Source organism: Paenibacillus sp. TC-CSREp1 (genome assembly GCF_050171015.1).
GTDB lineage: Bacteria > Bacillota > Bacilli > Paenibacillales > Paenibacillaceae > Paenibacillus > Paenibacillus silvae.
On record NZ_JBNOKM010000003.1, the window covers coordinates 209543 to 234794 of the forward strand.

General features: G+C 49.1%; 28 protein-coding genes. 25 read left to right on the forward strand and 3 right to left on the reverse strand.

Annotated features, from left to right (window positions below):
• Nucleotides 1–37: 37 nt before the first annotated feature.
• The 17 genes from ACQSGY_RS05770 to ACQSGY_RS05850 all read left to right on the forward strand — a co-directional run bounded on the left by ACQSGY_RS05770 (nucleotide 38) and on the right by ACQSGY_RS05850 (nucleotide 13378).
• The gene (locus ACQSGY_RS05770) at nucleotides 38–580 is read left to right on the forward strand and encodes a hypothetical protein (protein ID WP_427051070.1); all 543 of its coding nucleotides are present in this window, start codon (nucleotides 38–40) and stop codon (nucleotides 578–580) included.
• Between the two features lie 241 nt (nucleotides 581–821).
• Entirely contained in the window at nucleotides 822–1712 is an 891-nt protein-coding gene (locus ACQSGY_RS05775; RefSeq protein ID WP_427051071.1) for a TIGR01777 family oxidoreductase, read from the forward strand.
• Nucleotides 1713–1916: 204 nt separating this feature from the next.
• The gene (locus tag ACQSGY_RS05780) at nucleotides 1917–2918 is read left to right on the forward strand and encodes a beta-ketoacyl-ACP synthase III (protein ID WP_427051072.1); all 1002 of its coding nucleotides are present in this window, start codon (nucleotides 1917–1919) and stop codon (nucleotides 2916–2918) included.
• The gene (locus ACQSGY_RS05785) at nucleotides 2908–4128 is read left to right on the forward strand and encodes an ATP-grasp domain-containing protein (protein WP_427051073.1); all 1221 of its coding nucleotides are present in this window, start codon (nucleotides 2908–2910) and stop codon (nucleotides 4126–4128) included. Before ACQSGY_RS05780 ends, ACQSGY_RS05785 begins: the two co-directional genes overlap by 11 nt.
• Nucleotides 4125–5120, forward strand: a complete 996-nt coding sequence (locus ACQSGY_RS05790; protein ID WP_427051074.1) for an NAD-dependent epimerase/dehydratase family protein — start codon at nucleotides 4125–4127, stop codon at nucleotides 5118–5120. The genes ACQSGY_RS05785 and ACQSGY_RS05790 overlap by 4 nt, the downstream gene beginning before the upstream one ends.
• Complete coding sequence (locus ACQSGY_RS05795) at nucleotides 5114–6058, forward strand: MBL fold metallo-hydrolase (protein ID WP_427051075.1); 945 nt, start codon at nucleotides 5114–5116, stop codon at nucleotides 6056–6058. The genes ACQSGY_RS05790 and ACQSGY_RS05795 overlap by 7 nt, the downstream gene beginning before the upstream one ends.
• Complete coding sequence (locus ACQSGY_RS05800; RefSeq protein ID WP_427051076.1) at nucleotides 6051–7370, forward strand: F390 synthetase-related protein; 1320 nt, start codon at nucleotides 6051–6053, stop codon at nucleotides 7368–7370. The genes ACQSGY_RS05795 and ACQSGY_RS05800 overlap by 8 nt, the downstream gene beginning before the upstream one ends.
• 16 nt (nucleotides 7371–7386) lie before the next feature.
• Nucleotides 7387–8379, forward strand: a complete 993-nt coding sequence (locus ACQSGY_RS05805) for an SDR family oxidoreductase (RefSeq protein WP_427051077.1) — start codon at nucleotides 7387–7389, stop codon at nucleotides 8377–8379.
• A gap of 67 nt (nucleotides 8380–8446) precedes the next feature.
• Nucleotides 8447–8596: a hypothetical protein gene (locus tag ACQSGY_RS05810; RefSeq protein ID WP_188592490.1), complete on the forward strand. Its 150-nt coding sequence runs from the start codon at nucleotides 8447–8449 to the stop codon at nucleotides 8594–8596.
• Nucleotides 8593–9156 carry an N-acetyltransferase family protein gene (locus ACQSGY_RS05815; protein ID WP_427051078.1) on the forward strand — a complete coding sequence of 188 codons (564 nt, stop codon included), beginning with the start codon at nucleotides 8593–8595 and terminating at the stop codon, nucleotides 9154–9156. Before ACQSGY_RS05810 ends, ACQSGY_RS05815 begins: the two co-directional genes overlap by 4 nt.
• Nucleotides 9157–9184: 28 nt before the next feature.
• Nucleotides 9185–10063, forward strand: a complete 879-nt coding sequence (locus ACQSGY_RS05820; RefSeq protein WP_427051079.1) for a serine/threonine protein kinase — start codon at nucleotides 9185–9187, stop codon at nucleotides 10061–10063.
• Between the two features lie 66 nt (nucleotides 10064–10129).
• Complete coding sequence (locus ACQSGY_RS05825) at nucleotides 10130–10498, forward strand: hypothetical protein (RefSeq protein ID WP_427051080.1); 369 nt, start codon at nucleotides 10130–10132, stop codon at nucleotides 10496–10498.
• 15 nt (nucleotides 10499–10513) lie between these two features.
• Nucleotides 10514–10993, forward strand: coding sequence for a GNAT family N-acetyltransferase (locus ACQSGY_RS05830; RefSeq protein ID WP_427051081.1), 480 nt, complete (start codon nucleotides 10514–10516; stop codon nucleotides 10991–10993).
• Nucleotides 10994–11027: 34 nt separating this feature from the next.
• Complete coding sequence (locus tag ACQSGY_RS05835) at nucleotides 11028–11480, forward strand: hypothetical protein (RefSeq protein WP_427051083.1); 453 nt, start codon at nucleotides 11028–11030, stop codon at nucleotides 11478–11480.
• Nucleotides 11481–11493: 13 nt separating this feature from the next.
• Entirely contained in the window at nucleotides 11494–11889 is a 396-nt protein-coding gene (locus tag ACQSGY_RS05840) for a hypothetical protein (protein ID WP_289374807.1), read from the forward strand.
• An 88-nt stretch (nucleotides 11890–11977) separates the two neighbouring features.
• Nucleotides 11978–12775 carry a glutamate racemase gene (gene murI, locus ACQSGY_RS05845; RefSeq protein WP_426334373.1) on the forward strand — a complete coding sequence of 266 codons (798 nt, stop codon included), beginning with the start codon at nucleotides 11978–11980 and terminating at the stop codon, nucleotides 12773–12775.
• Between the two features lie 24 nt (nucleotides 12776–12799).
• A complete protein-coding gene (locus ACQSGY_RS05850) occupies nucleotides 12800–13378 on the forward strand; it encodes a histidine phosphatase family protein (protein ID WP_427051085.1) in 579 nt (192 codons plus the stop codon).
• 109 nt (nucleotides 13379–13487) lie between these two features.
• On the opposite strand, the gene ACQSGY_RS05855 is transcribed toward ACQSGY_RS05850, so the two are convergent.
• Both ACQSGY_RS05855 and coaA read right to left on the reverse strand, forming a co-directional pair.
• The gene (locus ACQSGY_RS05855; protein WP_427051087.1) at nucleotides 13488–13850 is read right to left on the reverse strand and encodes a DUF423 domain-containing protein; all 363 of its coding nucleotides are present in this window, start codon (nucleotides 13848–13850) and stop codon (nucleotides 13488–13490) included.
• A gap of 23 nt (nucleotides 13851–13873) precedes the next feature.
• The gene (coaA, locus tag ACQSGY_RS05860) at nucleotides 13874–14803 is read right to left on the reverse strand and encodes a type I pantothenate kinase (RefSeq protein ID WP_427051088.1); all 930 of its coding nucleotides are present in this window, start codon (nucleotides 14801–14803) and stop codon (nucleotides 13874–13876) included.
• A gap of 216 nt (nucleotides 14804–15019) precedes the next feature.
• Between coaA and ACQSGY_RS05865 the strand changes: the two genes are divergently transcribed.
• From ACQSGY_RS05865 to odhB, 8 genes are all read left to right on the forward strand, one after another.
• A complete protein-coding gene (locus tag ACQSGY_RS05865) occupies nucleotides 15020–15808 on the forward strand; it encodes a DUF3891 family protein (RefSeq protein WP_427051090.1) in 789 nt (262 codons plus the stop codon).
• A 290-nt stretch (nucleotides 15809–16098) separates the two neighbouring features.
• Nucleotides 16099–16596 carry an 8-oxo-dGTP diphosphatase gene (locus ACQSGY_RS05870; RefSeq protein WP_427051092.1) on the forward strand — a complete coding sequence of 166 codons (498 nt, stop codon included), beginning with the start codon at nucleotides 16099–16101 and terminating at the stop codon, nucleotides 16594–16596.
• 44 nt (nucleotides 16597–16640) lie between these two features.
• A complete protein-coding gene (locus ACQSGY_RS05875) occupies nucleotides 16641–17009 on the forward strand; it encodes a YybH family protein (protein WP_427051094.1) in 369 nt (122 codons plus the stop codon).
• Nucleotides 17010–17484: 475 nt separating this feature from the next.
• A complete protein-coding gene (locus ACQSGY_RS05880; protein ID WP_427051095.1) occupies nucleotides 17485–17919 on the forward strand; it encodes a GNAT family N-acetyltransferase in 435 nt (144 codons plus the stop codon).
• 382 nt (nucleotides 17920–18301) lie between these two features.
• Nucleotides 18302–18787, forward strand: a complete 486-nt coding sequence (locus ACQSGY_RS05885) for a GNAT family N-acetyltransferase (protein WP_427051096.1) — start codon at nucleotides 18302–18304, stop codon at nucleotides 18785–18787.
• A gap of 47 nt (nucleotides 18788–18834) precedes the next feature.
• Nucleotides 18835–19317, forward strand: coding sequence for an NUDIX domain-containing protein (locus tag ACQSGY_RS05890; RefSeq protein ID WP_427051097.1), 483 nt, complete (start codon nucleotides 18835–18837; stop codon nucleotides 19315–19317).
• A gap of 605 nt (nucleotides 19318–19922) precedes the next feature.
• Entirely contained in the window at nucleotides 19923–22799 is a 2877-nt protein-coding gene (locus tag ACQSGY_RS05895) for a 2-oxoglutarate dehydrogenase E1 component (protein WP_427051098.1), read from the forward strand.
• Nucleotides 22800–22804: 5 nt separating this feature from the next.
• On the forward strand, nucleotides 22805–24073 hold the full coding sequence (gene odhB, locus ACQSGY_RS05900) for a 2-oxoglutarate dehydrogenase complex dihydrolipoyllysine-residue succinyltransferase (RefSeq protein ID WP_188592479.1): 1269 nt from the start codon (nucleotides 22805–22807) through the stop codon (nucleotides 24071–24073).
• Between the two features lie 138 nt (nucleotides 24074–24211).
• On the opposite strand, the gene ACQSGY_RS05905 is transcribed toward odhB, so the two are convergent.
• Nucleotides 24212–25189 (reverse strand): alpha/beta fold hydrolase, encoded by a 978-nt coding sequence (locus ACQSGY_RS05905; protein ID WP_427051099.1) that lies wholly within the window; start codon nucleotides 25187–25189, stop codon nucleotides 24212–24214.
• Nucleotides 25190–25252 lie beyond the last annotated feature (63 nt).

A 25252-nucleotide genomic window follows, 5' to 3' on the forward strand; every position in this document is an offset into this window, starting at 1 on the left:
AATATACGACAATCATACAAGAATAAGGCAGGAGTGAATGATGATTACAGCATATCTATTACCCGCTTTGGCGGAGCAAAAAAAGGTTACGAACGATGAGATGCAGGATATTATACGCATGCTGGCCCATACGCCTTTATTATATGATGACGGGCGGCACATTACGGTTGAGGATTACCTGGGAGGTCTGGAGAACCAACTGAAGCATGATACTCGCCGAGCCGCAATCGAGCTGTATGAACTGGGTGTCAAGGCGTGTCGCCAATTTCAGGATTCCTTTCATTACGAGCAGCTTCAGGATGTACTTGGACTGCAAGCGGAGTTATGGCAGGAAGGGATTCTTGCGCTGCATGACTGGATGAACTGGCTGAAGCTGATTGGTGAGGGGCAACAAAAACTGCCAGAATATGATTTTGCCGCAATGCTGGGTGAACTGCCTGAAGGTTATATGATTCATGATTTTCATGATGAGCTTCAATATCGGCTTGAACAGGATGCAGCAAATGTCTGGGCCAATGATGAGCGACACAAGCTCTATGTTGGGCTTGGTGTGAAGCAAGGTGCTTCATTGTTTGGTTAGATCGCTGAGGAAGTAGCCTGTTTCAAACGTGACTCGGGTGTCTGAATAAAGCTGTAGAGGTGTATGTGTATAGTGGTCCAAGCAATCCAGGAAAAATGTGTGCGCGGCGTCAAACGAAATGCTTTATTGTGTTGTTTAGTCTGGTATACAGGCAAGATAGCATGATTTCTACAGGAAAATTGAAGCAACACCTCTACAGGAATTTTGAAGCAACACCTCTACAGGGAAACGAGGAGATACCGTGAAAAAGGTTGTGCTTGCAGGTGGAACTGGATTTGTTGGTCAGGATTTTGCGCCAAGGTTTGAAAAGCTGGGGTACAGTGTCTATATAATTTCTCGCCAGCCGGGGCATATACCCTGGGCGGATCGAGGAGCGATCGTTGAAGCTCTTGAAGGAGCAGCGCTGCTGATTAATCTGGCTGGCAAGTCGGTGAACTGCCGTTATACAGAGGAGAACCGCAGAATCATTATGGATTCCAGAACGGAAACGACACATATTCTTGGAGAAGCGGTGCTGGCATGTACCCGGCCGCCTGAATTGTGGATTAACTCCAGCACAGCAACGATATACAGACATGCGGAGGATCGTCCGATGACGGAAAAAGATGGGGAGATCGGCTCAGGATTCTCAGTGGAGGTAGCCAAGGCGTGGGAGCGCGCTTTCTTTGAATTTGAGCTGCCATCTACAAGGCAGATTGCGCTGCGTATTGCCATTGTGCTTGGCAAAGGCGGGGTAATGGAGCCCTTGACGAATCTGGTACGTTTTGGACTTGGAGGAGCACAAGGCGCAGGAACCCAGCAATTCAGCTGGATTCATATTGAGGATTTATTCCGCATGGTGTTGTTTTTACAGGAGCAGCGTCAGCTGGAAGGTGTGTTCAATGCTTCATCCCCCCACCCGGTTACCAATCGGGAGCTAATGGCAAGTCTCAGGCAGCAGATGGGAATACGTGTAGGTCTACCTTCTCCACGCTGGATGCTTGAACTGGGAGCTATATTTATTCGCACCGAGACCGAGCTGGTGCTCAAAAGCCGCTGGGTCATCCCTGACCGAATGGAAAGGGAAGGCTTCACTTTTACTTATGGTACACTGGAGGCTGCGCTCGCTGACATTCTACAACCGTCCAGGTAGTGTGTGCTTCACAAAGTACACATATATAATGGCAAAAGTAAAACAAAGATGAATCCAACATGCTGCGCAGAACTGTACTTGTATGGGAGAAGAAGTTGGTTATGTAATACCGGGAGGGCAGAGCAATCTGCCCTTCTGTTGATTCTGACAAACTATAGTATCGAACTTGATTCTGAAGATCTGTGATAGGGAAGAGGTTGGCATATGCAGCTTAGAAGAGTAAGAATTGCAGGTACGGGGAAATACCTGCCTCAGATGAAAGTGACAGATGAGGAGCTGGATGAGCGCCTCCATGTACCGGCAGGATGGGTCAGCAAAGCGACAGGTGTAGGGTTTCGTTATTATGCCTCCGACGAGGAGACTTCTTCGTATATGGGGGCAAGGGCGGCAGAAGTTGCTCTTGCTGATGCAGGGCTGTCCTTTGAAGAGATCGATTGTCTGGTATGTACAAGCGGTACGAAGGAACAGCCGTTGCCAAGTACAGCTGTTTTTATCCAGCAGGCGATGGGGCAGGAGGATTCGGGTGTGCCTGCTTTTGATATGGATGCAACCTGTCTGAGCTTCCTGAATGGATTGGATGTCATCTCTTATATGGTGCATGCGGGACGTTACCGGCGTGTTCTGCTCGTAGCCACCGAGATTGCTTCAGCCGGACTGAATTGGGACGAGCCGGAAAGCGCTGCCTTGTTTGGGGATGGAGCAGCAGCTGTCATTATTGAGCATGCGCCAGAAGGTTCAGGCTCGCAGATTGTACACGCATCATTGCGCACTTTCAGCCGCGGAGCACGTTTATCAGAGATTGCGGGTGGAGGTACCCGGCAGCACGCTGCCAAATATAATAACGAGCAGCCAGCCCCTTATCTCTTTCATATGGACGGACAGGCCATTTTCCGCATGGCGTCCAAGCTGTTACCGGGTTTTATGGAGGAGATGCTTCAAACCTCCGGGAACCGGATGCAGGATTTCAAGCTGGTTATTCCGCATCAGGGCAGTGCAATGGCGATGCGTCTCATTCGGAAGAAGCTGGGCATTCCGGAGGAGCGGTTTATGGATATTACACGGGGGCATGGCAATACCATTGCTGCTTCCATCCCGATGGGACTGCACGAGGCCATTCGCCAGCAGCGTATTCAGCGCGGTGATCGCATACTTATGATAGGAACAGCCGCAGGGCTTTCTCTGGGAGGACTTATTCTTGACTATTAGATCAGGAGAGCGGCAGCCACTGGCATGTACACCAAGCAGAGTGCTGCTTACCGGGGGCAGGGCCCCGGTAACACTGGATCTGGCACGTATGCTGCACCGATTCGGTCATCGGGTGTATATTGCCGAGAGTATGGAACAGCATCTATGCAGAGGGTCCGTTGTAGTGGAGCAGTGTGCCCTTGTGCCATCGCCGCGTCATCAGACAACAGCATATCTGTCTGCACTCGAAGCTTGTGTCAAGAGATGGCAGATTGACCTGCTCATTCCGATGTGTGAGGAAATTTTCTACGTGGCTCAAGGTGCGGAACAGTTAAGGCAGCATTGCCGTGTTCTGATATCCAGCCCGGAGCAGCTGCATGCATTGCATCATAAATATGATTTTATTCAACTAGCGAAGTCGATGGGGCTGTCAGTGCCAGATACATATCTGATTCAAAATTCACAGGAGCAGCTGGAGATTCAGCATGTGCTGAACAAGTCGGGGGAGTGGGTATGGAAGCCGGTGTATTCCCGTTTTGCCGCCAAAGTACGTATGCCAATACAGCATGCGCCGCCGGGTGAAGAGCTAATATCCCGAGGTTCGCCTTGGGTGGCACAGCGATACATCCATGGACGCGGGCTGTGTACCTACAGTGTTGTGCATGAAGGACAGTTGGTTGCTCATGCCGCCTACGAGAGCAAATTTCGTACAGGTGACGTAGGCGCAAGTGTTTTTTTTGAACAGGTGCAGCATGATGGGGCTTATCAATGGGTCAAGCAATTTGTGCAGAAGGCAGCTTTTAGCGGACAGATCGGTTTTGATTTTATTGAAGAGTCGGACGGTCGAGTCTATGCCATCGAATGTAATCCGAGAGCGACCAGCGGTATTCACCTGTTTCATCCTGGCGATGGCCTGGTGCGTGCTTTGCTTGAACCGGAGTCACTATTAAACGAAAAAAAAGAGATTACACCTCAGTCAGGTGATAAGGCGATGCTTGCACTGCCTATGCTGGGAATCGGTATTCGGCAGGCCAATAGCAGATCGAACCTGCGGTCATGGATGACGGCCTGGTACAGGGCAAGAGATGTTGTGTATACGAGGCAGGATAAGCATCCTTTCTTTGCACAAATTGCAGTGGTGCTGGCAGCTTGGCGTATTGCTCGTGCTCAGCGGATCACATTGACCGAGGCGTTGACTCATGACATAGAATGGAACGGTGAACAACAATGAAGAGAGCGTTGGTAACAGGGGCTACGGGCTGTCTTGGCAGACATCTGGCGGTTCGCCTTGCCGAAGAAGGCTGGGACGTCACGGGCCTGGGGCGTCAGCAAGCGATAGGAGATGCGTTAGTTGCGGCAGGAGTCCGTTTTCATCAGGGTGATATAAGGGACCATCAGACCGTGGGTGCAGCTTGCAAGGGTCAGGATGTTGTATTTCATTGTGCCGCGTTGTCCTCTCCATGGGGAAAGTATCGGGATTTCTACAGCAGTAACGTGCAGGGAACACAGATCTTGATTGATAGCGCTACGCGCAGCCAGGTGCAGCGTTTTGTGCATGTCTCGACACCAAGTCTTTATTTTAACTTCAACCCGCGTTATGAAGTGCATGAACATGATGCGCTGTCAGCCAAATCGGCCAATCACTATGCGGCTACCAAGTATCTGGCTGAGCAGATCGTTATGGATGCACATCGTCAAGGCTTGCCATCGATTATGATTCGTCCGCGGGCTATTTTTGGCCCTTATGACCAGACGCTGTTTCCGCGTATTGTGGCAGCGAATGCCAAACGTGGAGTCCCGATGATTGACGGTGGACGGGCACTTATTGATCTGACATGTGTAGATAATGTAGTAGATGCCTTGTTATTGTGCCAACGTGCTTCAGCAGAAGCGCTCGGGAGGGCCTACAACATATCCAACGGGGACCCGCGGCCTTTTGCCGAACTGGTCAGCAAGCTCTTTGACATGCTGGATATGCCGCTGAAGCGATTGAGCATTCCATACAAGGTCGCCTATGGGGCCGCTGCTGTGCTTGAAAATGTGCATCGGTTCATTCCTGCTCTGGGAGAGCCGTTACTTACCCGATACACGGTAGGGTCCCTGGGTGTGCCGCAGACATTAAACATCACCGATGCCAGGGAGCAGCTAGGGTATACACCTCGGGTGTCTATTGAAGCAGGTTTACAGCAATTCGCAGATTGGTGGAGGGCTGAATCATGCTGACTTCAACTCCAGTCCAGTTATATTTGGGTGCGGCGGGGTATTGTACACATCCCGAGGTTCTAACGCTGAGGGGTGGGAGCATCAGACCTGTGCGTTTTCCGGCGGGCTTTGCCTGCATCATTCATCCGGTGCATGGCGCGATGCTGCTGGATACAGGGTATAGTTCCCGCTTTTTCGATGAGACTGCCCGGCTTCCTAATGCACTGTATCGTTACATCACCCCTGTTGTGTATCAGGAGCAAGACAGTGCGGTTCATTTTCTGAAACGGATTGGACTCCGTGCATCAGACATCCGTTATGTCATTCTTTCGCATTTTCACGGGGATCATATCGCAGGTGTGCGGGATTTCCCTCAAGCGCAGTTTATTTACCTGCCGCAAGCGTATGATGCAGTCCGCTCACTTGGCCCATTAGCGGCAGTAAAGGCCGGTTTTCTGTCCGGATTGCTGCCTGATGATTTTACCCAGAGGTCGCTGCCTCTTACTGGACGGCCCAGACAGTGGACTGAAGTGAGAGGAGCGAAGGTGGATGGAGGCACAGGGACAGAAGCAGAGGTGACTGGACGGACACTGACAGGGACAGGAGCTGAAGCGCCGCGTATATTACCTTGGGATGAGGTGTACGATATCTTCGGCGATGGCAGTCTGCTGGGTGTAGATGTGTCAGGGCATGCAGCAGGCATGATGGGTATTTTGCTGCGTACAGAGCAGCATGAATATTTTCTGTGTGCAGATGCGGTATGGTCAAGCCGGGCTTTTCGTGAACAGCGAAGACCTCATGCGCTTGCAGGCATCATTATGTCAGATCGGCGGAAATACAGGTCGAACTTTGATAAGCTGGTGCAGCTCCATCAACAGTTCCCTGCGCTGCGTATCGTGCCGAGTCACTGCGAGGAAGTGCTGAGTGATTGGGGAACAGGAGGTACAACACATGAGTAATGTCTTTCGCATTGCAGCTCATTATACACTTGCACGTGGCCTGAGAAGATGGAGCACACGAGCTCAGCTTGAACGCTGGCAGGAACGCCGAATCATACGGCATGTAGAGCGTGTGCGGGCACAATCTCCATTTTATCGTACATGGTGGGATGGCAGGAGTGCATCGGCGTGGAAACAATTTCCGCAGATTGACAAGTCTATTATGATGCAGAACTTTGATACGCTGAACACCGTAGGAATTTCGAAGGAAGAGGCGTTAATACTGGCAGGAGAGAGTGAAGATACCCGTGACTTCAAGCAGTCTTCCATTCAAGGAATAACTGTGGGGTTATCCTCAGGCACATCCGGCAACCGGGGGATATTTCTGGTGAGTGATCGGGAGCAGGATGCATGGACGGGAACGGTGCTGGCCAAGCTGCTGCCAGGCGGATTGTGGAAGCCGGCCAGGATTGCTTTTTTTCTGCGTGCGAACAGTAATCTGTATGAATCGGTGAAGCGCGGCAAGCTGCAATTTCAATATTTTGATCTGCTGGAGCCTGTGAATGTGCTTGTTGAACGTATGGAGCAATACCAGTCTACGGTGTGGGTGGCGCCGCCCTCCATGCTTCGCATGCTGGCTGAGGCTTTTGAGCAGGGGCATTTAACCCATATGCCGCACAAAATCATATCCGTCGCCGAGGTGCTGGACCCGCTGGATCGGCGTGTGCTGGAGCGTGTTTTCAAGCAGACAATCCATCAGGTGTACCAGTGTACGGAGGGCTTTCTGGGTGCGACGTGTGAGCACGGTACGTTACATCTGAATGAAGACATTGTTTATATTGAAAAAGAATACCTCGATCCTGCCACCCGGCGGTTTGTGCCTGTGATTACAGACTTCTCCAGAACATCACAGCCGATCATCCGATATCGGCTGAATGATATTTTAACCGAGGCGGAAGAACCGTGCGCCTGTGGTTCGCTGTTTACTGCCATTGAGCGGATCGAAGGCCGCTGTGATGATACGCTTTATTTTTCACATCGACATGAGAATCAAGTGGTTACGGTCTTTCCGGATTTCATCAGTCGTGCGGTGATTGCGGCTTCACCGGCCATTGAGCACTATCGTGTAGTACAGCGCGGCAGCGGAAGGCTGGAAGTATCGATGCGAATTCATGAGGAAGCCAGTGAGGAACAGGTAAAGGTCGCTGTAATGCAACAATTGAATACATTAGCAGAGCGATTGCATTGTATGCTGCCAGAGATAGACTTCGTACCGTACACGTTTGAGGCGGGAGTGACAAAACTGCGGCGGGTGGAGAGACGTGCGGATTAACAGGTGAAGAATACATTTGGAGAGCGGTGATGATATGGGCGTGTGGGCTTATAAAATAGGAGAAGATTCGCTGCCAAACAACGCGGATGACCCAGGCACGGCAGGGGATAGAAAGGCAACGGAATCTGAGCATATCGCTGGACCAGCAGAAAAAAGAGCACATAGCCACGGACAACAGCATCCGGTAGCACTAATTACAGGCACATCCAGCGGCTTCGGTATGCTGACCGCGATCACGCTGGCGAAGCAGGGATATCATGTTGCAGCTACGATGCGTGACCTGAGCCGAAAGGGTGAGCTTGCGAGCCGGGCCGAAAAAGAGAATGTTGGCGACCGTCTCCATTATGTTCAGCTCGACGTGACGGATTCAGAATCGGTCCAGATGGCTGTAGATATGGTTATGCAGCAATATGGGCGGATTGACGTGCTGGTGAATAATGCAGGCTTTGCGGTGGGCGGGTTCATTGAGGAAGTGGCGATGGAGGATTGGCGGCGGCAGATGGAGACCAATCTTTTTGGACTTATTGCGGTGACACGCACTGTCCTGCCTGTAATGCGTAAACAGCAGAGCGGCTTGATTATTAATCTTTCCAGCGTAAGTGGTTTGTCGGGTTTTCCCGGGTATGCGCCCTACGCTGCTTCCAAGTTCGCCGTGGAAGGATTCACGGAAAGTCTGCGTCATGAGATGTCTTCCTTCGGTATTCGGGTCGTGCTGGTGGAGCCTGGAGCCTACCGTACACCAATCTGGAACAAAGGTCTGGGTGAGATTCATCGGCATGAGGACTCACCTTATCAGCATAAACTGGACGCAGTCCTGCGGTATTCCCGACAAGCGGGTGAGACTGCACCGGACCCGCAGGAGGTCGCTGATCTGATCGGGCGGATCACCCGGATGCGTTCGCCAAGATTGCGGTATGCGCTGGGCAAGGGCTCGCGCTTGCTTATTATCGGCAAGGCACTGCTTCCGTGGAAGTGGCTGGAGCGGCTGATCGCGCGGGGCCTTCAATAACCTCATGTGAAGGATCTGCGATGTATACAAGACCAAAATGTATCCTTTTCTAAGGAGGGAAAAACGAATGTTTGAGATTGTCGTAATTGCACTGCTGCTGCTCATCACTGGACTTCTTTTACATATCAATAGCAAGCTCCCTGCTCGTGATCGGGTACAGGAAGCTTTGGAACGAGACCGCAATCGGAAGAAAAAGCAGGGAGTGGATGAAACATGAGTATAGATGCTGGGAGAGAGAAGTACATGCTGCGTAATATCGAGCGGGGAGAATCCGACGTATATTGGCCCTTGCGGCTCGAAGCGCTGCGGACCCATCCAGAAGCTTTTGGTGCATCCTACGAGTTGTCCAGTCAGCTGACTGTGAGTGAAGTGAAAGATCGCATACATAACGAGCCGGATGATTATATTCTGGGCGCATTTACACCTGATGGCATACTTGCTGGCATTATGGGGTTCAAAAGGGAATATGGCCCGAAGCTCAGGCATAAAGGATTCATCTGGGGTGTATATGTATCGCCCGCTTATCGGGGGGAGGGACTGGCTTCCCGTTTATTATCGGAAGTGTTGGAACGGGGAAGGCATCTCGAAGGTATTAAGCAGATTAATCTGAGTGTGGTTACTACGAATGCTGCTGCAAGACGGTTATACGAGCGTTACGGGTTTGAACTGTACGGTATAGAGCGAAATGCGCTGGAAGTGGGCGGACAGGGGTACGATGAAGCACACATGACGTATTTTTACAATCAGAGTTCAGACCAGAAGCAATTTAGTAAATAGATATATTAAATAGATAAGGGGTGCTCTGATGGTGCATCAGGTTATTCATGAGATCGACGGCGTTTCGTTCGGGTTAAAAGAAAAGCATGACTTCAGCTGGCTAACGCCCCTGGGCACAGTCTTCCGTGTATTTGACCAACAGGACTCTGGCAATCTTTCTTTTGGATTAGTCAGAGCAGACGGTCGAAAACAGTTTGTGAAGTATGCAGGGGCATGTACCGTCCACGCCAATACAACGGGAAATCCAGCCGCAGCTGTACAGCAGCTGCAGTCTGCTGTCTCGATCTATGAAGACTTGGCACATGACAGCCTGATTCGATTAACGAACCATTTTGCCACAGATGAGGGATACGCTTGTGTATTTGATTGGGTCGAAGGAGAATGTCTGCATTCGCACTGGTCTTTCCCTCCACCAGCTAAATATGAAGATCCACGGTCGCCTTATGTTCAGTTCAGGAAGTTGCCGGTGGAAATGCGCATTCAAGCGATGGAGCGTATTCTGGACTTTCATATCGAGGTGGAGCGCAAGGGTTATGTCGCTGTAGACTTTTACGATGGCAGTCTGATTTACGATTTTACGGCAGCGGATATGAATATCTGTGACATTGATCTGTATCACAAAGGCGCTTTTGTCAATACTATGGGGCGAATGTGGGGTTCATCCCGATTTATGTCTCCTGAGGAATTTCAGCTCGGGGCACCGATTGATGCGATTACGAATGTGTTTAATATGGGAGCTATGGCATTTGCACTGCTTGGCGGAGAACTGGATCGTTCGCGTGAGCGTTGGGATGGCGGACAAGCATTGTATGAGGTGGTCACACGCGCGGTGAATCCCGACCGATCCCAGCGTTACAACGCTGTGGCAGAGTTTGCTTTAGCCTGGAGAGAGGCAGTTGCGCAATGATGCAATAACACATTCGTAACTTTACAGTCAATCCCGTATAATGGAAATGATGAGGAGGTGATGACGATGTGCCGATATGCTATGTCTGGACCTTATAAAGAAATATATGCTTGTTTCAACTGCCGCAAGTCCTTGAAACAGGCTTCACCTTATGATTTGAGCCCGGAAGCGGCTGGAAGTATGGAATATAAGTGCCCGCAATGTGCGGAAGTGATGGTAAATATGGGGCATGATTTTCAGGCTCCGAAGCAAAGGGACATCAAGCAGTGGACAAAAGTCATAACACTGTATCGTCACGGTGTGACCTACCATAATTGCGGATGTGGAGCAGGATATCGTCCGGCTGATCTGCGAGAGGTGCCAGATTTCCTGGAAAAGCAAGCAGTGGGTCAGAGAAGTGAAGGGGAGAAGCTGCTCTACAGATTATTGAATTAGGAGAAAATTACAGCTATGATTCGTTCGTTCATACAAAAAGACCTGCAATATGTCATTGAAGCGCATATCCGTATTTATCGGGACGAGTATAATTATGATGATAGCTTTGCAGTCTTTATCTCTGATGCGTTACAGACCTTTGCCCATACGGGAGATTTTACAAGAGAGATGTTGTGGATCGTGGAGCTGGATCATAGACCTTGTGGGTCCATTGGGCTGACACGTGTAAACGATTCGACTGCTCAGCTGCGTTGGTTCCTGCTTGAACCTAAAGCCCGGGGTGCAGGCTGGGGAAGAAAGCTTATTGAACACGTGATTGCGTATGCGATTCAGCAGGGATACCGTTCTATTTTATTGTGGACCAATCAATCGCTGCTCGGTGCAAGAAAACTATATGAATCTTACGGGTTTGAAGTCAAAGAGGTTCGAACACAACTATTATCCGGCCAGGAATTGACGGAGGAGCGATGGGAGCTTGATCTGAGGCCGGGATAGAGCAATGGCAGAAACTGTGTTTGGAGGTGTGACCATGAAAACAGAGCCTGAGTATGCCAAGAACACAATTGCTTGTGTTTGTTTTCGGGGCATGTGGCGATGGTACGTCACCGAGCGGGAATACTGGTTTTTGAATGTAGAGATGGAAGAACGGTTTGGCATCCAGGTGTTGAACGAGGATACGGCCAATGCTTTTCTGGAGGCGATTCAAGAGAAACAGGTAAGCACGGCAGAGCTGAGAAGTGAGCTGCAGCATTTTCATGGAACGCATCCCGAGGGTGACGAATGGCTCAAATATGTGCCGTCTTTCCTTGTCGATTTTGATCAAAGACTGTTCTTCTCCATGTTCCCTGAACCTGCATCCTATGAGCATTACATGCCTGAGGGCTGGACGGGGAGTTACTCGGATTTTCTGGAGCGGGTTCCGGAGACGGAACGCTATTGGGAGGCACAAGGCAAATCTCTATTTGAAGAAAGTTTTTCTTAACGGGGGTATTTCGATGAAATGTAAATGGCTCATGATGAGCTTACTATCGCTATGTACAGCGTTAGCTTTATCAGCATGTGCAGTCCCGGCAGATCATCGTTCCGAGGCAGATACCATTAAACAGAGCTTGAATGCAATAGTCAGCGAGCCTGCTCTGGCTGCCAGCAGCAACCCGAATGATTATATTGCAGGCAATCGAGAATTATATGATGCAATCCTTCAAACGGGTGAAGGAGGGCTTCAGTTCTTGCTGAATCAGCTTGAGTCCAGTCCGGAAGATGGCCTGAAGGAATGGATTATGGCTCAGGCCAGTGCCGAACTGCTTGGAGAAGACAACCCGGTGCATAGCTGGAATAGTGGTAAAGACTGGATCAGACAATATAAAACGAATACAGATCAGGCTAGTTAACTTCATTGATTTAATCTTCACCTCCAGTCAGCATGAGCAGTAATGGACGGTTCCCGAACCGAAAGAATACGTTATAGAGGTGACATCCTTGACGAAAAAAATTGCTTTTTTTGATTCAGGCATCGGCGGGCTAACGGTACTGCACAAGGCATTACAGCAGTTTCCCGAAGAGTCCTATATATATTATGCAGATACCTTGCATGTACCTTATGGAACGAAGTCTGCGGACGAGGTACATGGTTATATTCTGGGCTGCATTGAGGCTATTGTAAGGCAAAACGCAGAAGCTATCGTAATCGCATGTAATACAGCAACCAGCCTGGCCGTCAGTGAGCTGCGTTCCCGATACGACATCCCCATCATCGGCATGGAGCCAGCTGTGAAGCCCGCTGTAGAGATGAACCGGGATAACGGCAAACGAGTGCTGGTATTTGCTACAGCTCTGACACTGAGCCAGACAAAGTATAACGAGCTGGTATCCCGTGTGGATGATGAGCATCGGGTTGATTCGCTTGCGCTCCCTGAGCTCGTAGAGTGGTGCGAACAGCTGCAGTTTGATCCGGTAACCATTGCAGCGTACTTTCGTTCCAAGCTATCCCATCTGGACATGGAGCAATATGGAACAGTGGTGATGGGCTGTACACATTACCCGTTCTACTCTTCGATTCTGCGCGGGGTGCTGCCAGATCATGTTCAGATTGTAGATGGAAGTGCCGGCACGGTGAATCATTTGAAGCAGCGGCTTGCACTCCAGACTCTTCGGCATGACACAAGCGGGGGAATCGGGAAGCAGGAAGATGTGACCTTTCTCAGTTCATCGGGCCGAATAGAGGATCAGCGTAAAATGCGTATTGCACTCCAGTATCTAAAGGAAAATTCATTGTAGCCGAGACAACCGGAGGTGTTATACATGGAGTCCATTTATCTGATTCGTCACGCCAAAGCCGAAGGACAGGAGCCATATGCCAGTCTGACAGACGAGGGGTACAGGCAAGCAGAGAAGCTGGCAGAGCTGCTGTCCAGTCATGGAATTTCCTATATTGTATCCAGTCCGTGGAAAAGAGCGGTGCAGACGGCCGTCCCTTTAGGAGCAGCCATTCAGCAGCATATTCATACGGACGAACGCTTGCAGGAGCGTGTACTTAGTACCGTGGATCTGCCGGACTGGATGGAGGTGCTGAAACGTACATATGATGATGTCGATTGGGCGGCAGAAGGCGGCGAGTCTTCAAGGATCGCAGCTCGCAGGGGCCTGGCTGTGCTGGAGGAATGCTGGAACAGGCCAGAGCCGCATGGCGCGGTTGTCACACATGGCAACCTGTTATCGTTAATTATTCGTCAGTACGTTCCGTCTTTTGGTTACCCCGAATGGGCCAAGCTGTCCAACCCGGATGTATATGTTTTGAGACGGGAGCAGGAGCATACGGATGAGGGGAAAAGGAAAGAGGCCAACCTTATGTTCAGCATCCGCAGACTCTGGCTGGATTAATGCTCTCAAAAAAAGAGCGTTCGGCTTCAGGTTCGTTCAGCCAGAACACTCTATTTGAATTAGAAGGAAGACCTTACTATATGCATGTGAGGGACGGCCTTTTGCAAGGTTACAATACAGCAAATAACAGTGTGGCCCAACCGGCAAGGAAGGCTACACCACCCAAGGGTGTGACAGCTCCCCACTTGCGTACACCTGTAATGCTAAGGGTATAGAGACTGCCGGAGAAGAGTAGAATTCCTGCAAACAACAGCCAACCTGCGGTGAGCACGAGTGATGAGGAGGGCAGTCGCTCTGCGAACAGTCCAAGCAGAATGATGCCAAGTCCATGGGCAATATGGTACTGCACACCGGTTTCATAGATTTTAATCATATCGGCCGATAACTTGCGTTTGAGCGCGTGTGCCCCGAAGGCACCCAGTGCAACGGCCAGAAACATCATCACACTGCCGAGAATAACGAGAGTTTGCATTTTGTTTCGCTCCTTTTTAATATCTACAGCTTGCGCAATTGAATCTGCTGTATCGAGTGATCGGCTTCTTTTTTCAGAATGAGCCGGGCTCTGCCTTTGGTTGGCAAGATGTTTTCATGCAGGTTTTTGGCATTGATGTCCTGCCAGATTTGATTCGCTGTTTCAACCGTTTCCTCTTCATTAATATTGGCGAATCGCTGATGGAAGAAGGAATCCTTATTCTGGAATGCTGTCTGGCGAAGCAGCTTGAAACGTTCTACGTACCAGTGCCGAATATGCTCTTCTTCTGCATCAATGTAGATGGAGAAGTCAAAGAAATCACTTACCAGTAAAGGGGTCTCCCGTTTCACCTGTAACACGTTGATGCCTTCAATGATCAGGATGTCTGGCTGGCATATCAGCTGCTCTTGTCCCTGGATGACATCGTAAGCCAGATGGGAGTAGACCGGAGCTTTGACTTCCGGCTTGCCGGATTTGACATCTCCCATGAATTGAATGAGTGATTTGATATCATAGCTTTCCGGGAAACCTTTGCGGTTCATGATGCCCTTATCCTGCAGCACCGCGTTTGGATATAAAAAGCCGTCCGTGGTGACGAGATCAACTTTGGGGCTGCTCTTGCCTCTGGCGAGAAGAGCCTGGAGCAAGCGGGCTGCTGTGCTTTTTCCCACGGCAACACTGCCCCCGATCCCGATAATATAGGGGGTGTGAAGGGCTTCCTTTTTCATAAAAGAGGCGGTTAACCGATCAAGCTCTCGCGAAGCTCGGGCATATAACTCAATGAAGTGGGTAAGGGGCAGATAAACTTCCTCCACTTCCTGTATGGACACTTCTTCGTTCAAGCCCTTTAACTGTTCCAGTTCAGCTTCCGTCAGCGGAAGAGTAACCTGATGCTCTTTGAGTCGAGCCCATTCCTTGCGGTTAAACTCGATGTAAGGTGAGTATAAATTCATGAGATCCCGCTTTCTGTATGTAATGTAATCGGTGACACAATCATTAGTGTACCAAATTTCAGGAAACTGACAACACCTTTACAACCTCTGTTTCATTTGGGACGTGATGTATCAGGGGTATAAAGCTGCTTGGAAGAGGGGTAAAAGCGGCTTATAGGAAAGTGTAACCCAATTAATGTAAAAGTCAACGTATACCATGCGGAAGGGTGACAGCAAATGATCGTCTATGAGAGAGAGCATGATTTTGTTTTGACCGCACAGCATGAACATGGAGTGGCTGCTGGAGATATGGCTGCTCGCTGGAAAACGGCGTGGCTTCCACCTGGTTCGCACCGGGATGAACTGATTTTGGCTGCGAAGGAGCATGACCGGGGCTGGATCGAGCTGGACGCTGCGCCATTATGGAATGATTACAGTCAGGTTCCTTACTCTTTCCGTGATTTTCCACTGCGTCCGCGTTTTGTGTTCTATCGCAAAGGGATTGAGGAAGTAAGACAGTACAATGCTTATGCGGGACTGCTGTGCAGCCTGATGTATACAGAGTTGTTTCAGAAAACGCTGGGTGCCAATCCTCAGGATGATGAGGATATTCGGCAGTATCTGCTCGAAGAACAGCAGCAGCAGGATAACTGGAAGCGGGAGCTTGGCGGTGATGCAGCAGCCCTGGAGCAGCGGCTGAAGAATGATGTGGAGACGATGCTGTTCTGTGACCAGCTGAGTCTGTTCCTATGTATGGAGGAGCCGGGTACACCTGCATCACGTTATGATTTTTTCGCAGATGGACTGAGCTGTGCTTTCGACCATTGTAGCAGCCCAACCGTTAAAGCCGAATGGATATCAGGAGAGAAGGTGGGTCTGTCTTTTTTTCCATTTAATGAAGAGTTTGAAGTGACCATGTCTTACAAAGCCGTGCCCAAAGCAAGTATCCGCAAATTCGGAATGCTGCAGGCTTATCGCCGGGCCGATTGGAAAAAACGCCGGGTGGTCATCGCTACGTTAACATAAAAAGAATTTGTCGTTGTATTTGCAATCGGAAGCATATTGAAACGAGGATAACAAGATGTCAAGGCCACCCAGACGGGCTCCGATGTTAACGGGCGTCCGTCTTTCATATGCCTGCATTTGCTGCTGTCTGATGTTCATGTTAAATACGGTTTAACCCAGACTGTATAGCAGGAATACACACATGATCTCCAGAAATCATATGGGAGGTGGAATGCGGTTGGATAAGTAGAGATAAGGAATGCAATTAGATAAGTAGAGGTAAGGATGCGTTTGGATGAGGAGAATGAAAAATGAGCGTTAAGGTCGAGATGTATACGATGTCTATGATATGGAATCCGGATAGCGATCAGGTTCTGTTGATGAATAGACCAGACCGCAAAGGGTTTCCAGGTTATATTGCACCTGGTGGCAAAGTAGAGTTTCCCGAAAGTATTGTGGATGGAGCCATACGTGAAGTTCGAGAAGAGACGGGACTTCAGGTGAAGCAGATCATGTATAAAGGACTGGATGAATTCTGCGACCCGGAGCAGGGATTGAGATATATGGTGTTCAACTACCTGGTTACTTCCTATAAAGGCGAGCTTTTGGCAGACCCGCCAGAGGGAGAGCTGAAATGGGTATCCTTGCAAAAGGCACTGGAGCTGCCGATGCAGGACTGGTTTGCAGAGCGGTTTCCGCGCTTTTTTGATGCGGGTACGTTTGAACGAAGTGTAGTCTGGGAAAAGTCGAGTGGGCAAACCTTGCAGGAGACGTTCAAGACCTACAGCGATGAAGCTGTACGGAAGTAGGCAGGATAACAACAGTTTGTACAAGGGCAAAGGGGATGAATAGGATGGGATATGAGCAGGCGCTGAGCGCATATATAGAAGCAACCAATACACATCGGTTTGATGAGGTAGGCAAGCTGCTTGCACCAAATGCACTGTATTGGTTCACAGGCACTTCCTGCACAACGCTCGCGGAGATACAAGCATATTTCGAGAACGCCTGGGAGACAGTGAAGCACGAAGTGTATCGTGCAGAGGATGTGCAGTGGATTGCTGTGGACGAGCATCAGGCGGTATGCACCTATACGTATCACTGGGAAGGATATGTGCGTGGAGAATATGCTTCAGGACAAGGGCGTGCAACAAATGTGTTTGTCCAGAATGATGAGGGGCATTGGAAACTGGTTCATGAACATTTAAGTACGGGAAAATAAATAGGTGAACATAAATTATATAAGTTGAACTAAAGAATGTACACAATCCACTCCAATATGCTCATCAATTCAGACACATTAGTCCAATATCGTCCATCGCTCATGGCAAGTGGCAAGTGCAAGTCTGCCACCCTCTACTGCGAGCGCTAACGATCAGGAGAAGCCTTATTTCGGCATATTCGGGCTTGGGAAAATTCTAACGATCCCCAGAGACGCTATTGTGCCGAAATCAGCTTGATCAGGCTCATTTTTCAGGATTTCGAACGGAATAAGCTTCCTGGAGATCGTTAGAATTCAAATGTCCCCGATTCAGGGAAAATAAGCTCTATGGGGATCGTTAAGCGGCATAATGTCGTTTCTTTAGTTCAATTTATATAGATAGATTAAACACCATCTTATAGTATCCATATCTATATATTTTGTTCCATATATTATGATATAATGGAGTTTGGTCTTTTTGAAGAGGGGTGTATAAGTGAGCATTGTATTTCGTGAAACACTGGATGGAGTAGAGCTTGAGCAGTTAAGCGGAGGTTTTTTCGACGGGTGGCCGAATCCGCCTTCTACTTCAACGTTTTATAAAATGCTGGAGCAGTCGTACGCGATTGAACTGGCTGTTGATGAACAAACCGGGAATGTTGTTGGTTTTATTCAAGCCATCTCGGACGGGGTACTCAGTGCTTATATTCCACTTCTGGAAGTGTTGCCCGAATACAAAGCTCAAGGAATTGGTAGTACGCTTGTGCAGCGTATGCTTGAGCGGCTTCAGGGACTTTATATGATTGATCTCTTGTGTGATCCGGAAGTACAGACCTTTTATGAAAGACAAGCCATGCAGAGAGCGACGGGCATGTGCATTCGTCATTATTCCAATCAAGCAGGACGCATTGACAATAGACAGAGTGACTAACATAGATTGTGGGACAGCAGAAACATGACGCACGAAACATTCATTTATATAAGTTGAGCTATTCATTTACACGTTAACGGAGAGGACAGAAAAAACCTGGAAAAGCGGAGCTAAAAGCTTTCTGTAAGAAAGCTGCATCGGAAGCATAAGCTTCGCCTTTATCACCGGATTTTCCCCTTTGGAAAAGGGAATCGAAAAAATCTGGGGATAACCGCTACTCTCCAGGTTATTCTGTCATCGGAGTGGTTTGTGTAAAATCTTTAATTTAACTTATATAAAACCGAGCTGATTCGGGAAAGAAGATTTGTAGATTTGCCATACATAGGCTTCTGCAAAAGGCATGAAAAAGTATAATTTGGTTGATGAAAAGGTGGGGATTGGCATGAATTTGTCGTTCCGGATTTTGGACTGGGATGAAGAAAAACCTTATGAGCTCTTGCTGATGGCAGACCCTTCAAAAACGATTGTAGATGAATATCTGAGCAGAGGAGTTTGTTTTATCGCGGAGTATGAAGGAGAGATGGTGGGGGAGTTTGTACTGCTCAAGACTCGTCCCGAGACTGCAGAGATTGTGAACATCGCCGTACAGGAGGAACTGCAGGGGCAGGGTGTAGGTAAACACATGATCAAAGAAGCGATGGAGGCTGCGAGAAGGCTGGGATGCCGAATACTGGAGATTGGAACGGGCAATTCCAGTTTTCATCAATTGAAATTATATCAGCGCTGCGGTTTCCGCATTACGGGTGTAGAGCGGGATTATTTTATAACCCATTATGAGGAAGAGATTATCGAGAACGGTATTCGCTGTGTGGATATGATTCGCCTTGCTGTTGATCTGGATACCATAAGAGATGAGGATAAGAGATAGAGGGCTTCAGAACAGCGAAAGTCCCTCTACCGGGGAGGTGCATGAAAGTGAACAAACACACGCATCTAGGTGTATATGGGCTGGCTGTATGGGAGCAGTCCTATCTTTTGATTCAGAAGGCTCGGGGTCCCTACGTTGGGAAATGGGATCTGCCGGGCGGCAGGATGGAATTCGGAGAGCCGCCAGAGGCCGCATTAAAGCGTGAATTTGAAGAGGAAACGGGTCTTATTCCAATGAAGTTTTCCATTTCTTCCTCCCAATCCACTGTATTGCAGTGGGAGATTCAGGGGAAACCCGAGGAAGTGCATCATATCGGTATTTTATACCATGTGATTAGTCTTCAAGGTAATCAACTGCAACTGCAGCATATCAAACGAGTGGCTGACGGGCATGATTCGCTCGGAGCAGAATGGTTTACATTGGATCAAATCAAGGATATGGAACTGACGCCCTTTGCAAAATACATGATTGATCTTCGTTTATCAAAGGAACGTCATAGCGAACTGAAAAACGAAAGCAAGGTTAACTGATCAAAGCCGCCGGAGATTTGCATTCGGTCGGCTTTGTTTTGCTGCATGTTGCCTTGTCCAAAGCTGTCAAGAGAGCAATGCATTTTTCTGTTGAATGACATGCCAATTGGTTAATGTAATAATGGACGGTTTGTTTTTGTGCAGAATGGACCACAATTGTAAAAAAGAGGTTTAAACGGAATTCAGGTCTTGACTATGATGTAATTCAGCGTTCGCGTTTTCAGTTAAAATCATCTAAATGACTCGATTCATCTAATTTATGCATCAATTGGACTAAAAATAGGAAATGCTCCTGAGCGAAAAAGTTTATAGAATAGATATTAGAACACGGGCTTTGCTAAATTCAGGGAAGCACGTATACCTTCGAACGGATCAGGACAGTATTCGACATCTGTGCGACGGTAGAAATAATCATTGTTTTACTTTGATTTTGAAAACGCAGACAAACCTTTGACGGGAGCGTCGGAACAACGTTATTACCACGAGCAGCACGACTATTGGACTTCATGAAAAATTTCGCTTAAAATGTTGAACGAACGCGAATTACAGCTTATTCAATGATTTCCGTCAAACCCTATGACAAAATCAAGACGGAGGGAACGTCGATGACGATCGAGAAAGGCAACATGAAACCCTGGGAGAGTTACTATGGTCCCAATATGGGATACGTGCAAGAACAATATGAATTATTCACCCAGGATCCGGGTGCAGTAACGCCGGCTTATCGGGAATTGTTTGAACAATGGGGCGCACCGCCGATGTCTGGCAAGGGTGCAGAGTCTCTTTCGAATTCCGGGAACGCCCAAACTGCTTCCGGAAGCGTAGATATCCAGCTATTACAGAAAGCGGTTACAGCGGGCAAGCTCGTATGGAATATCCGTACGTACGGCCATCTCGCTGCTGATATTGATCCGCTTGGAATCAGTGAAGCAACCGACACGTCCTTGCTGGAGCCGAAGCATTTTCAATTAAATGAAGAAGATTTGAAGGCACTGCCTGCTTCCCTGATCTGGGAAGGTGCAGATGGTCAGACAACAACTGGCTGGGATGCTATTCAGCGTCTTCGTCAGATTTATACAGGACCGATTGCTTATGAATTCAGCCACGTTCATGAAGTACAGGAGCGTGAATGGCTGAATCGTCGTGCGGAATCCCGTACATCACCTGCCCCGTTAACACAGAAAGAACGTACAGCGCTGCTGGAGCGTCTGGTCGAAGCGGAGCAGTTTGAAGATTTCCTGCACAAAACGTTTGTAGGACAGAAACGTTTCTCCATTGAAGGTAACGATGTGCTCGTGCCGATGCTGGATGAGGCCGTTCGTCTGATGACAGAAGCCGGCTCAAGCCACATTCTGATGGGTATGGCTCACCGCGGGCGTCTGAACGTTCTTGCTCACGTGCTTGGCAAGCCATACAGTAAAATTTTCTCTGAATTCCATCATGCCCCGAACAAAGATTTGGTTCCATCCGAAGGTTCAACCGGAATCAATTATGGCTGGACAGGGGATGTCAAATATCATATGGGCGCCAACCGTTTTGTAAAAGACGGAGAGACGGTGCAGGCCCGCCTGACACTGGCTAACAACCCGAGCCATCTGGAGTACGTCAATCCTGTGGTGCAAGGTTTTGCGCGTGCGGCTCAGGATGATCGCCGTGAGCCAGGTTATCCGAAGCAGGATGTAACCAAAGCAGCAACCATTCTAATGCACGGGGATGCGGCATTCCCTGGGGAAGGCATCGTGGCTGAAACATTGAACTTCAAAGCATTGCCTGGATACCAGAATGGCGGAACCATTCACATTATCGTGAACAACCGTCTTGGTTTTACAACAGATAGCAGTGACTCACGTTCAACGTATTATGCAAGTGACCTTGCCAAAGGATACGAAATTCCGATTGTGCATGTGAATGCAGACAACCCGGATGCTTGTATTGCAGCAATCCGTATGGCTGCCGAATACCGTAATCGATTCAAAAAGGATTTCCTGATCGACCTGATCGGATATCGCCGTTATGGTCATAACGAGACAGATGATCCTGAAACGACACAACCGCTTGTTTACGACAAAGTGAAAAATCATCCGACGGTCAGCCACCTGTACCAGGAGGTGCTCAAGAAGGAAGCGGTCATCGATGATGCGTATATTGCAAACATTCGAGAAGGAGTAGCGAACCGACTGAAAGAAGCTTATGACCAGATGAAGAAAAATGAAGTACATGAATACTATCAACGCAACATCAGTGAGTCCCAGGCGGTTACCGTTATGCCGACTGCGGTTCCGCTGGAGCAGCTGCGCAGCATTAATGCAGATCTATTGAAATGGCCGGAGAACTTCAACGTTTATCCGAAATTGCAGCGGATTTTGCAGCGTCGCAGTACAGCTCTGAATGAAGGAGAAAAGGTAGACTGGAGCCTTGCGGAAACATTGGCATTCGCAACCATTCTGGCAGACGGCAAACCGATCCGTATCAGTGGTCAGGATGCAGAGCGCGCAACCTTTGCGCACCGTAACCTGGTGCTGCATGATGCGAAGAACGGTGACAAGTTCTGCCCGCTGCATCATCTGCCACAAGCGAAGGCATCCTTCGCGATCTATAACAGTCCGTTATCCGAAGAATCAGTTGTCGGATTCGAATATGGGTATAACGTATATTCACCAGATACACTTGTGATCTGGGAAGCGCAATTTGGTGATTTTGCAAACTGTGCTCAAGTAATCTTTGACCAGTTTGTATCGGCAGGCCGTGCAAAATGGTCTCAAAAATCAAGTCTGGTTATGCTGCTTCCTCACGCGAACGAAGGTCAGGGACCGGAGCATACCAGCGCGCGTCTGGAGCGTTTCCTGCAGCTGTGTGCTGAGGACAATATGACGGTGGTTAACCTGTCTAGTGCATCACAGTATTTCCACCTGCTGCGTCGTCAAGCTTCGTTAACGGAGACAGAAGATGCACGTCCGCTTGTGATGATGTCACCAAAAAGTCTGATCCGTAACCCGCGTGTCGCGTCACCGGCTGTGGAATTCAGTGAAGGCAAATTCGAACTTGTGCTGGAGCAGCCGGGTCTTGGTACTAAACCGAATCAGGTAGAACGTATCATTCTCTGCAGCGGTAAAGTTGCGATTGATCTGGAAGATGCAATTGACAAGGACAAAGAAGCAGACTGGTCTTGGCTTCACATTATCCGCGTAGAGCAGCTCTATCCGTTTCCGGCAGAAGAGATCAAACGTGTACTCGCACGTTTCAGTAAATTGAAAGAGCTGGTGTGGGTACAGGAAGAGAACAAAAACATGGGCGCTTGGACGTACATGGAGCCTCGTCTCCGTGATATCGCACCTGAAGGTACTACCGTGAGATACGAAGGTCGTCCTGAACATGCAAGTCCTTCCAGCGGTTATCAGCTTGTGCATAGTATGGAGCAGCAATTGTTTATTGCAGCAGCGTTGAAACAAACGACGAAGAATAATATTCCACTGGGGAGGTAACAGCTGTGAGTGAAATTAAAGTACCTGCAATGGGTGAGTCAATAACGGAGGGAACGGTATCCAGATGGATGGTCAAAGAAGGAGATACCGTTAACCAGGGTGATGTTCTGCTTGAGCTCGAGACAGATAAAGTCAACATTGAGATCAGTGCTGAAGAGAGCGGTGTACTTGAGAAAATCATTCGTCAGGAAGGCGAGACCGTTGAGATCGGTGAAACGATCGGTACTCTTTCAGCTGGAACAGGAGGAGGCAGCGCTCCGGCTGCTTCCGAGCCGGCAGCGGCTGAGTCCAAACCTGCTGCCCCTGAGGCTCCTGCAGCTGCACCAACACCAGTGCCTGCGCCGCCTGAGTCTTCGGATAGCACCAAAACAGCTTCTCCTTCTGCTCGCAAGCTGGCTCGTGAGCGTGGAATCGAGCTGGATCAGGTGCAAAGCAAAGACCCTATCGGGCGTGTATATCAGGAAGATGTTAAAAGTCATGGCAGTCAGCCTTCCGCTCCAGCGGCACCGGCTGCATCGAAAGCTCCGGCTGCAGCACCTTCGGCTCCAGCGGCAGGTGGCTCTACATTTACCAAGCCGGTAGAGCGTCAACGTATGTCTCGCCGCCGTGCGACGATTGCGAAACGTTTGGTTGAAGCGCAACAGACGGCAGCGATGCTGACCACCTTCAATGAGGTTGATATGACAGCGATCATGGACGTTCGTAAACGCCGTAAGGACAAGTTCAAAGAGAAGCATGACATCAATCTTGGATTCATGTCGTTCTTTACCAAAGCGGTAGTTGGCGCACTGAAAAAGTTCCCTACGATTAATGCCGAGATTGATGGCGAAGACGTAGTATTGAAAAAGTTCTACGATATCGGAATTGCTGTATCTGCCAAAGAAGGTTTGGTCGTGCCTGTTGTGCGTGATGCCGATCGTCTGGGCTTCGCCGAGATCGAAAGAAGCATTGCTGATCTTGCTTCCAAGGCTCGCTCCAACACGCTGGCTTTGTCTGACCTGCAAGGTGGAACGTTTACCATTACGAATGGCGGGACATTCGGCTCCCTGCTGTCCACACCGATTCTGAATACGCCGCAAGTAGGTATTCTCGGTATGCACAAAATTCAGCTTCGCCCGGTGGCGATTGATGCTGAACGAATGGAAAACCGTCCAATGATGTATATTGCCCTGTCATATGATCATCGGATCATTGATGGAAGCGAAGCGGTTCGATTCCTGGTAACGGTAAAAGAACTGCTTGAAGATCCGGAATCCTTGCTGATCGAAGGTTAATGAGTTTCATTGTCTGCAACGGACTTTATTTCATTCCTATGAGATTTGAGATTAAGATTCCGCAATAGAATGGAAAATCCCCTGAACGGGCACAGTACGGACTGTGTCTGGTCCAGGGGATTTTACTTTAATGCCAGGTTAGATTTGATGTAGCTGCTGGAATTGCCCGGTCGCTTGCCGCTGCTGGTTATCTGGCATATGGCGCTCAAGCCAATCCAGAACATCCAGTGTGACTTCTGTCCGATTGGTCTCGTGCAGCATCTCATGGCGCCCGCCAGGGTACAAGCGATATTCTACATCCTGAAGCCCAAGCTTCATATACTGGGAGTATAGGTTAAGAACACCTTTGCCACGCAGACCGACAGGATCAAGTTCACCTGAAAAAAGGAAAATTGCTTTATGCTTAGGGATGCGCTCCATATGCTGTGGTAGGTGGATCTCCAACAGCAGCTTGAAGAAATCGCGGAAAAAACCTGCTGTACAGATGGCTCCGCACATCGGATCATCAATGAAGCGCTGTACCTCGTTATGGTCACGGGACAGCCAGTCAAACGGAGTAGCAGCTGGGCGGAACGCCCGGTTGAATCCGCCAAATACGATAGCATTCAGCAGCATACTGCGATGATTGTCGCCCTGAATGCCACATTGGAGCAAAGCCAGTTTTTCTCCAAACCGGAGCAGCCCTCGTTTCCCGTTGGTACCAGACAGTATAAACGCATGGTATCGCTCATGCCCCGCATACATCAGATACTGAACGAGAAAGGAACCCATACTGTGCCCCATAAGAAACAGAGGTACCTCTGGATGGGCTTTGGCTGCCGTTTCCCCCAGATTAAGCATATCACTAGCCATCCAACGAAAAGCGTCCACACCAGCATCACCCAGCGATTCGGGGTTCTCCACGGTTTTGCCATGCCCTCGATGATCGTTGGCATATACAGCGTAGCCCTGCTTGGTAAGATAACCCGCAAATTCGGCATAACGTGCTGCCGTCTCGCCCATCCCGTGTGCGATTTGAACAACAGCTCGAATGTGTTCGTCTGCATCGGGAAGCCAACGGTACACATGAATACGGGCTCCTTCATTGCCGAGCAGCGTAAAGGTAGATTCCTGCATCTCGTGTCATTCCTCCTTCACAGGTTATCTCTAACTTTATTAAAGTTATTTCCAGGTCTTTCG

Excerpts from the sequence above, each read along its gene's own strand:
- ACQSGY_RS05855 (WP_427051087.1), bottom strand. The coding sequence starts at position 13,850 with ATGCAAACTCTCGTTATTCTCGGCAGTGTGATGATGTTTCTGGCCGTT.
- ACQSGY_RS05865 (WP_427051090.1), top strand. The coding sequence starts at position 15,020 with ATGATCGTCTATGAGAGAGAGCATGATTTTGTTTTGACCGCACAGCAT.
- ACQSGY_RS05840 (WP_289374807.1), top strand. The coding sequence starts at position 11,494 with ATGAAATGTAAATGGCTCATGATGAGCTTACTATCGCTATGTACAGCG.
- ACQSGY_RS05815 (WP_427051078.1), top strand. The coding sequence starts at position 8,593 with ATGAGTATAGATGCTGGGAGAGAGAAGTACATGCTGCGTAATATCGAG.
- coaA (WP_427051088.1), bottom strand. The coding sequence starts at position 14,803 with ATGAATTTATACTCACCTTACATCGAGTTTAACCGCAAGGAATGGGCT.
- ACQSGY_RS05790 (WP_427051074.1), top strand. The coding sequence starts at position 4,125 with ATGAAGAGAGCGTTGGTAACAGGGGCTACGGGCTGTCTTGGCAGACAT.
- ACQSGY_RS05885 (WP_427051096.1), top strand. The coding sequence starts at position 18,302 with ATGAATTTGTCGTTCCGGATTTTGGACTGGGATGAAGAAAAACCTTAT.
- ACQSGY_RS05780 (WP_427051072.1), top strand. The coding sequence starts at position 1,917 with ATGCAGCTTAGAAGAGTAAGAATTGCAGGTACGGGGAAATACCTGCCT.
- ACQSGY_RS05875 (WP_427051094.1), top strand. The coding sequence starts at position 16,641 with ATGGGATATGAGCAGGCGCTGAGCGCATATATAGAAGCAACCAATACA.
- ACQSGY_RS05895 (WP_427051098.1), top strand. The coding sequence starts at position 19,923 with ATGACGATCGAGAAAGGCAACATGAAACCCTGGGAGAGTTACTATGGT.
- ACQSGY_RS05905 (WP_427051099.1), bottom strand. The coding sequence starts at position 25,189 with ATGCAGGAATCTACCTTTACGCTGCTCGGCAATGAAGGAGCCCGTATT.
- ACQSGY_RS05800 (WP_427051076.1), top strand. The coding sequence starts at position 6,051 with ATGAGTAATGTCTTTCGCATTGCAGCTCATTATACACTTGCACGTGGC.
- ACQSGY_RS05870 (WP_427051092.1), top strand. The coding sequence starts at position 16,099 with ATGAGCGTTAAGGTCGAGATGTATACGATGTCTATGATATGGAATCCG.
- ACQSGY_RS05850 (WP_427051085.1), top strand. The coding sequence starts at position 12,800 with ATGGAGTCCATTTATCTGATTCGTCACGCCAAAGCCGAAGGACAGGAG.
- ACQSGY_RS05825 (WP_427051080.1), top strand. The coding sequence starts at position 10,130 with ATGTGCCGATATGCTATGTCTGGACCTTATAAAGAAATATATGCTTGT.
- ACQSGY_RS05770 (WP_427051070.1), top strand. The coding sequence starts at position 38 with ATGATGATTACAGCATATCTATTACCCGCTTTGGCGGAGCAAAAAAAG.
- ACQSGY_RS05810 (WP_188592490.1), top strand. The coding sequence starts at position 8,447 with ATGTTTGAGATTGTCGTAATTGCACTGCTGCTGCTCATCACTGGACTT.
- ACQSGY_RS05830 (WP_427051081.1), top strand. The coding sequence starts at position 10,514 with ATGATTCGTTCGTTCATACAAAAAGACCTGCAATATGTCATTGAAGCG.
- ACQSGY_RS05820 (WP_427051079.1), top strand. The coding sequence starts at position 9,185 with ATGGTGCATCAGGTTATTCATGAGATCGACGGCGTTTCGTTCGGGTTA.
- ACQSGY_RS05835 (WP_427051083.1), top strand. The coding sequence starts at position 11,028 with ATGAAAACAGAGCCTGAGTATGCCAAGAACACAATTGCTTGTGTTTGT.
- ACQSGY_RS05795 (WP_427051075.1), top strand. The coding sequence starts at position 5,114 with ATGCTGACTTCAACTCCAGTCCAGTTATATTTGGGTGCGGCGGGGTAT.